This is a genomic window from Sulfitobacter sp. HI0027 (genome assembly GCF_001634775.1).
In the GTDB taxonomy this organism is placed as follows: Bacteria; Pseudomonadota; Alphaproteobacteria; order Rhodobacterales; family Rhodobacteraceae; genus Sulfitobacter.
In genome coordinates this window covers 43672-50668 of record NZ_LWER01000264.1, presented here as the reverse complement: position 1 = coordinate 50668, position 6997 = coordinate 43672, and the positions used below count along the sequence as shown (strand labels likewise).

General features: G+C 61.9%; 8 protein-coding genes and 1 pseudogene. 2 read left to right on the top strand and 7 right to left on the bottom strand.

The features are described from left to right. From A3722_RS23475 to hmgA, 6 genes and pseudogenes are all read right to left on the bottom strand, one after another. On the bottom strand, window positions 1-135 hold a 135-nt coding region (locus A3722_RS23475; RefSeq protein ID WP_150120512.1), incomplete at its 3' end, for a CNNM domain-containing protein. A 64-nt stretch (window positions 136-199) separates the two neighbouring features. Further along, window positions 200-673 (bottom strand): annotated as a pseudogene (locus tag A3722_RS15495) (FAD-dependent monooxygenase); the annotation flags it as partial. A gap of 118 nt (window positions 674-791) precedes the next feature. Beyond that, window positions 792-1046, bottom strand: a complete 255-nt coding sequence (locus A3722_RS15490; RefSeq protein ID WP_067627169.1) for a hypothetical protein — start codon at window positions 1044-1046, stop codon at window positions 792-794. Then, window positions 1046-1996 carry an MBL fold metallo-hydrolase gene (locus A3722_RS15485; RefSeq protein WP_067627171.1) on the bottom strand — a complete coding sequence of 317 codons (951 nt, stop codon included), beginning with the start codon at window positions 1994-1996 and terminating at the stop codon, window positions 1046-1048. The genes A3722_RS15490 and A3722_RS15485 overlap by 1 nt, the downstream gene beginning before the upstream one ends. Before the next feature lie 46 nt (window positions 1997-2042). Beyond that, window positions 2043-3296, bottom strand: coding sequence for a fumarylacetoacetase (gene fahA / locus A3722_RS15480; RefSeq protein WP_067627173.1), 1254 nt, complete (start codon window positions 3294-3296; stop codon window positions 2043-2045). A gap of 27 nt (window positions 3297-3323) precedes the next feature. Then, complete coding sequence (hmgA, locus tag A3722_RS15475) at window positions 3324-4685, bottom strand: homogentisate 1,2-dioxygenase (protein ID WP_067627175.1); 1362 nt, start codon at window positions 4683-4685, stop codon at window positions 3324-3326. 66 nt (window positions 4686-4751) lie between these two features. Between hmgA and A3722_RS15470 the strand changes: the two genes are divergently transcribed. Further along, window positions 4752-5201 (top strand): MarR family winged helix-turn-helix transcriptional regulator, encoded by a 450-nt coding sequence (locus A3722_RS15470; RefSeq protein WP_067627177.1) that lies wholly within the window; start codon window positions 4752-4754, stop codon window positions 5199-5201. Between the two features lie 26 nt (window positions 5202-5227). Then, window positions 5228-6112: a DMT family transporter gene (locus A3722_RS15465; protein WP_067627178.1), complete on the top strand. Its 885-nt coding sequence runs from the start codon at window positions 5228-5230 to the stop codon at window positions 6110-6112. Window positions 6113-6114: 2 nt separating this feature from the next. Here A3722_RS15465 and A3722_RS15460 read toward each other — a convergent pair whose 3' ends face one another. Beyond that, complete coding sequence (locus A3722_RS15460; protein ID WP_067627180.1) at window positions 6115-6924, bottom strand: division plane positioning ATPase MipZ; 810 nt, start codon at window positions 6922-6924, stop codon at window positions 6115-6117. Window positions 6925-6997: the final 73 nt, after the last annotated feature.

The following is a 6997-nucleotide window of genomic DNA, read 5'->3' as shown; positions in this document are numbered from 1 at the left end:
GATCAGCCGCTCGTTATCCTCGGTGATTTTGAGCGCCCGTATCGCCCCGCTTGCCCCTTTGTCGGCCTGCGCGCGCAGCTTCCCGCGCGAGGCGGCGGTCAATGCGGTCTCGGACCCCGAAAAGAAGCCCGACAGGACGAGGAGTTTCCATCTCTACATCGGCGATTAGGAAATGTTCGTCAAAGGTCTGGCCCTCGAAAGGCAGGTTCATGCGTTTGCGGGTGGCGGACCCCGCGCCGTCGCAGGCGATGTACCAGTCTGTTTCCAGTAGGTACGGCCCGTCCGGCGTCTCAACCGTCAGTTCGACGTGATCGGCGTGGCCTTTGTGATCGGTCACCTTGTTGAGAAACCGCAGGTCGATCAGGTCGGGGAAATCTTGTGCGCGTTCAACAAGGTACTCTTCGACATAGTATTGCTGGAGGTTCACGAAGGCCGGGTATTTATGCCCCGGTTCGGGCAGCAGATCGAAATTATAGACCTCCCTCTCGCCGTGAAACTGGCGGCCCACTTTCCATGTCACCCCCTTATCCAGCATCCGCTCGCCGATGCCCAGCCTGTCGAAAATCTCCAACGTTCGTTTCGCCCAGCAGATCGCGCGAGAGCCGAGCGAGACGACATTGTTGTCATCCAGCACGACCGATTTGACCCCGCGCAGGGCCAAGTCCACCGCCATAGACAGCCCGATGGGGCCGGCGCCCACGATCACCACCGGGTGCCGTGGCTCGGGCGCGGTGAGGCCGGGCGGGGGGTTGTAGGGAAAGGGGGTGTAGGCATAGGCCATGGCGGTTTCCTCAGACAAGAGCGCGCAAAAGCAGCAGGACAAGCAAGGCCAGTGTGGTCAGCGTCACCCGTCGGCGCGACTTGCGGTGCTCTGGCGCGCGGAGCATCTTTGACCAAACCTGTGCCGTATCGCGCAGCCCGGCGTAGGGCTGCCCGCTCCGGCGCGCAGCTTGGCGGCGGTGATCCATCACCAGTGCAAAGACCAGATAGAACCAGAGCGCCAGCGCCAGTATGATCAGGCCGGTAAGGAGCGCGGGCAGCGGCATCAGTCCGACAGCGCCTCCCACATCTCTTTGTCGCGCTTAGCCGTCCAGATGCGCGGCGTGTCGATGTCGAGCGCCTCGTCATAGGCGCGGGCGACGTTGAAGGGCAGGCAGTGCTCATAGATTGCATAGTCGCCGAACTTAGGGTCGCATTCGGCGCGCACGGCGTCCCATGCCTCTTTCAAGGTGCCGCCACGCAGGGCCACACGGGCCGCCGGACGGTAGGTTGAGCGCACGAAGTCAGCGGTGCTGTCAATTGCGGCATTAACCATATCGCGGCCAATCAGCGCGTCGCCGCGACCGGGTGCAATGGCATCAAGGTCAAAGGCGCGGATGCGCTCCAGCGTGTCGGGCCAGTCGTGGAAATGCCCATCGCCGCAGTAGCAGGCGGAGTGGTATTCGACGATGTCACCGGTGAACATGACGTTCTGATCGGGCACATAGACCACCGCATCCCCCGCCGTATGGGCGCGGCCCAACTGCATGATATCGACCCGGCGCTTGCCGAGATAGACGCTCATCCGGCCGTTAAAGGTGGTGGTGGGATAGGTCAGGCCGGGGATGCTCTCGTGGCCTTCAAACAGGCGGGGGAAGCGTTCAAATTCGCTGTTCCAATCTTCTTGGCCGCGCTCGGCGACCATGGCGCGGGCTTTCTCGGACATGATGATTTGCTGCGCGCCAAAGGCCGATGCCCCCAACACGCGCACGGCGTGGTAGTGGGTCAGCACCACATGGCTGATCGGTTTGTCGGTGACCGAGCGGACGCATTCGATGACCTTATTCGCCAGACGCGGTGTGGCCTGCGCTTCGATGATCATCACGCTGTCGTCGCCGATGATGACGCCAGAGTTCGGATCGCCCTCGGCGGTGAAGGCGTAAAGTCCCTCGCCCACCTCGGTGAAGGAGATTTCCTTTTCGGTCATGTCGCCTTGGGATGCGAATTGCTTGGCCATGTGATGTCCTTCTGTCTTGGTTTGTCTGCGCGGTTGCGCGGCCTGTTCAGGAAAAGTCGATTGCCGGGCGGATTTTGCCGGTGCAGCTGCCGAAACCCACGCGGAAGCCGTCGCCCTGCGCGTGCCCGGTGAGGGTCAGCGTGTCGCCGTCTTCGACAAAGCTGCGGCTGCTGCCGTCTGCGAGGGTGATCGGCTCTTTGCCGCCCCATGACAGTTCCAGCAGTGACCCGCGTTGTGATTTTTCGGGGCCGGAGATGGTGCCGGAGCCCAGCAGATCGCCCGCGTTCATCGCGCAGCCCGAAGAGGCGTGATGGGTCAACTGCTGCGCGGCGGAGTAATACATTTCGCGGTAGTTGGTGCGGGCGATTTCTTCGGCTCCGCCCCCCTCGGGCTGGAGCAGCACCGACAGGTCAATGTCATAGAGGCCGGGTTTGGTTTCGCGCAGGTAGGGCAAGAGGTCCTTTTCGCGCTCAGGTGTCGAGGTGCGGAACGGCTCAAGCGCGTCGCGGGTCACGATCCAAGGAGAGATCGACGTGGCAAATGCCTTGGCCTGAAACGGGCCGAGGGGTTGGTATTCCCACGCCTGAATATCCCGCGCTGACCAGTCGTTGAGCAGCACATAGCCAAAGATCATCTCATCCGCCTCGTCGATGCTGACGGGCTGGCCCATCTCGGTCGAAGTGCCGACGATCGCGCCCATCTCAAGCTCGATATCCAGCCGCTGGCAGGGGCCGAAATGCGGCGCATCGGCGTCTGGGGCTTTTAGCTGGCCATTGGGGCGGGTGATCTCGGTCCCCGAAACGACGACGGTAGAGGCGCGGCCATTGTAGCCAATGGGAATGTGCAGCCAGTTCGGCGGCAGGGCATTCTCGGCCCCGCGAAACATCGTGCCGACATTGGTCGCGTGATGCTTGCTCGCGTAGAAATCCGTGTATTCCGAGACCATCATCGGCATGTGCAGCCGCGCTTCGTCCATCGGCACCAGATGCGGCGCGACGGCGGCCTGATCCGGGGCATCGGCGCAGAGCAATTCCACCAGCCGCGCCCGCAGGGAGGCCCATGCCGCAGGGCCGAGGTCCATCACATCGTTCCAATAGGGCACATCGAACACCGGCTCTTCGGCGAGGGTGATTAGCCCCTCTTCCTCCAAAGCGGCCATGTCGAGGATTTGATCGCCAATCGCCACGCCACAGCGCGCTTCCAGCCGATTGGTCGTGAAAACACCGTAGGGCAGATTGTTGAGGGGGAAATCGGTATCGGCGCTGTTGGCGCTTTCCACCCAAGAGGTCATCAGGGTCATGTCGGTCCTTTCAGGGGGCAGGCGGGCTTACTTCTTGCCAGGTGTGCCGTCGAATTTCTTCTCAAGGCTCTCCCAGCAGTCGATGTAATCGTCCTGCAGGGGTGCTTCTTTGGCGGCGAATTCGGTCAGATGCTGCGGGAAGCGGGTCTCGAACATGAAGGACATTGTGTTGTCGAGCTTATGCGGCGCAAGCTCGGCGTTTGACGCCCCTTCGAACGCATTCCGGTCCGGCCCATGCGGCAGCATCATGTTGTGCAGGGACATCCCGCCGGGGATGAACCCCTTGGGCTTGGCGTCATACTGACCGTGGATATTGCCCATCAGCTCAGACATGATGTTTTTATGATACCACGGCGGGCGGAAGGTATCTTCGGCCACCATCCAGCGGTCGCGGAACAGCACGAAGTCGATGTTGGCGGTGCCTTCGACGCCCGAAGGCGCGGTCAGAACGGTAAAGATCGACGGGTCCGGGTGGTCGAACAGCACCGCGCCCACGGGGCAATAGGTGTTGAGGTCGTATTTCACCGGGGCGTAGTTGCCGTGCCAAGCCACCACGTCGAGCGGCGAATGCCCGATCTTGGTCTCATGGAACTGGCCGCACCATTTGATCGTCACGGTCGAGGGCGCCTCGCGGTCTTCAAACGCCGCCACGGGCGTCTTAAAATCACGCGGGTTCGCCATGCAGTTGGCGCCAATCGGGCCGCGGCCGGGCAGGTGGAACTTCTGGCCATAGTTCTCACAAACAAACCCCCGCGCCGGCCCCTCCAGCACTTCGACACGGTAGACCAGCCCACGCGGGATGATGGCGATCTCTTGGGGGGCGATGTCCATCACGCCCAACTCGGTGCAAAAGCGCAGCATGCCTTCCTGCGGGACGATCAGCAGCTCGCTGTCGGCGGAATAAAAATAGCTGTCCACCATGCTCTCGGTGACCAGATAGATATGGCTCGCCATGCCGATCTGCGTGTTCACATCCCCCGCCGTGGTCATGGTGCGCATGCCGGTAAGCCACGTCAGCGGCGCGTCGGAATGCGGCACCGGATCCCAGCGGTATTGGCCAAGGCTGGTCACGTCCTGCGGCTGATGCGGGGCGGATTTCCAATAGGGCAGGTCGATCCGCTCATACCGCGATGAATGTTTGACCGAAGGCCGGATGCGGTAGCACCACGTGCGCTCGTTCTGATGAGACGGCGCGGTAAAAGCGGTGCCTGAAAGCTGTTCGCCATAGAGGCCGTAGTTGCATTTCTGCGGGGAGTTCATGCCCTGCGGCAGCGCACCGGGCAGGGCCTCCGTCTCGAAATCATTGCCAAAACCGGGCATATAGCCCGGATGCGTGCCCGAGGTGGTGGCCGCGGTTGTCATCGTTGATGGCTTTGATTGGCTGGTCATCTGTGCCCCCTTGCAGAATCTGTTGCAACGGTAATAGTTGTATTTGTAACTAACAAGCGGCGTGATATGGAAACCGACAAATTCGATTTGCAACAGTTCCTGCCCTATCTTCTGAACCAAGCGGCAGAAGCGTCTTCGCTGGAGTTTCAGCAGATCTATAAAGACCGCTACGGGATGTTGCGCACAGAGTGGCGGGTGCTGTTTCATCTTGGCCTTTATGGCCGTCTCACCGCGAGTGACATCGGCCAGCGGGCGCGGATGCATAAAACCAAAATCAGCCGCGCTGTGCATCGTTTGAATGAGCGCCGCTTTGTTGACCGCACCCGCAATGAGGATGACCGCCGGGTCGAATATCTATCGCTGACCCGGCAGGGCCAAGCGGCCTATGACGATCTGCGCGCCGTGGCACGGCGCTATGATGCGGCATTGATGGATGCGCTTGACCCCGCCGAGGCCGATGTGCTGCGTCGGGCGTTGCTCAAGCTGTCAGGAGCGGGACCGGGGGGCTTTACTTAAGCAGCGGAAAGCGCCACCGATGGCGCATGACTGATCAAACCAAAGGCCTCCTGCTCACCTTTTTCGGGGTGATGTGCATCGTTCCCGAAGCGCTTTTCGTGCGCGTCATCGACGCGCCGATGCTGACGCTGGCGTTCTGGAAAGTGACCCTCGTTGGATTGGCGATTGGCACGGGGTTGCTACTGGCCCAAGGCACCGCGCCCTTCCGCGCCCTGCGCCGCGCAGGGTGGGCCAGCGCGATTTACGTCGGCGGCGTGGCCTGCGCCGGGGTCGGCTTTGTGCTGGCGGTGCGCCTGACTTCGGTGGCGAATGTGGTCTTTATCCTCGCCTCTTTGCCCGTCTTCGCGGCGATCTACAGCAAGGTCTTTCTGGGTGAGCCGATCAGCCGACGCATGTTCTTTACCATCGCGGCGGTGCTGGCCGGGCTTGCCGTGATCGCCTTTGGCTCGGGCGAGACCGAAAATGCCTCGCGCGCGGGGGACCTGTTGGCGCTGTCGATCTCGGCGATCTTTGCCGGTGCGCTGACTGCGGCGCGCCACGCGCGCGCGGTGTCGATGGTGCCGGCGGTTGCGCTGGCCTATCTGCTGGCCGGGGCGGTCCTGCTGCCGGTGGCGCAGCCCCTGCAAATGCCCGCCGCAGAACTGCCGCAGATGCTGCTCTACGCGGTCTTTATGGCCGCCAGCGCGGGGCTCATCGCGCTCGGGCCGCGCTATATCTCAAGCGCGGAAGTCGGTCTGCTGGTCTTGTTGGAATCCGTGCTTGCCCCGCTGCTGGTCTGGGCGGTGCTGGGCGAAGATCCGGGCATCTACGCGCTGATCGGCGGCGGCATCGTCGTGGGCGCGCTGTTCCTGTCGAACCTCATTGCCCTGTCACGCCGCCGCCGTGTCGTGCCGCCGCTGCCTCATCACTAACTTCAAAAGTCGGGGGTGACGCCCGGCAGGTCCAACGCCTTGATCAATTCGCGCAGTTCCTGCCGCGCAGCGATGTTGGAGATATTGAGCTGTTTCACCCCGATATCTTTGAGGTCCAGCAGCGTTAGGCCGCGCGGAAAAAGCTCCCGAAAGATCACCCGCTCATTGAACCCCGGTGCGGTGCGAAAGCCGATCCGCTTGCTGAGATTGCCAATCGCCCGCTCCATCTTTTCTTTGTTCACCATCCGCTGCGCACCCAGACGGTTGCGCACCACGACCCAGTCAATCGCCGAAAGCCCGGCCTGTGCGCGCAGCTGCCGCGCATTCCAAACCATCTCGGAATAGACCGACGGCCCGGTGATTTTTTCCCCATTGGCATCGATATGGGCCAAGAGGTCAAAGTCGATGAAACTGTCGTTAAGCGGGGTGATCAGCGTGTCCGCCAGCGAATGCGCGACCTGGCTTAACCGGGTATGAGAGCCGGGACAGTCGATCAGAATGAAATCATTATCCGGCTCTAACTCCGCCACCGCCGCGCTGATGCGGTGGTCATACATGTTCTCGCCGGGGCGCAGGCTGCTGGCCTCCACATCCGGCAATTCGCAAAGCGTCGGACTGGCAAGCGTCAGACCGGACTCGCGCATGAAATCACGGCGGTTCTCGATATAGCGGCCAAAGGTCCGCTGCCGCAGGTCGAGGTCCAGCCCGCTGACCTTATGGCCAAGGCGCGCCAAGGCCGTCGCCACATGCATGGAAACGGTCGATTTGCCCGCGCCGCCTTTTTCGTTACCGACGACGATTATATGCGCCATACTGCTGTCCCTTCGCGCCTGCCCTTCAAAGCAGGATATTGTTGAGCCGCACTATATGTAGGGTTCTCCGCTT

Excerpts from the sequence above, each read along its gene's own strand:
- A3722_RS15490 (WP_067627169.1), bottom strand. The coding sequence starts at position 1,046 with ATGCCGCTGCCCGCGCTCCTTACCGGCCTGATCATACTGGCGCTGGCG.
- A3722_RS15485 (WP_067627171.1), bottom strand. The coding sequence starts at position 1,996 with ATGGCCAAGCAATTCGCATCCCAAGGCGACATGACCGAAAAGGAAATC.
- fahA (WP_067627173.1), bottom strand. The coding sequence starts at position 3,296 with ATGACCCTGATGACCTCTTGGGTGGAAAGCGCCAACAGCGCCGATACC.
- hmgA (WP_067627175.1), bottom strand. The coding sequence starts at position 4,685 with ATGACCAGCCAATCAAAGCCATCAACGATGACAACCGCGGCCACCACC.
- A3722_RS15470 (WP_067627177.1), top strand. The coding sequence starts at position 4,752 with ATGGAAACCGACAAATTCGATTTGCAACAGTTCCTGCCCTATCTTCTG.
- A3722_RS15465 (WP_067627178.1), top strand. The coding sequence starts at position 5,228 with ATGACTGATCAAACCAAAGGCCTCCTGCTCACCTTTTTCGGGGTGATG.
- A3722_RS15460 (WP_067627180.1), bottom strand. The coding sequence starts at position 6,924 with ATGGCGCATATAATCGTCGTCGGTAACGAAAAAGGCGGCGCGGGCAAA.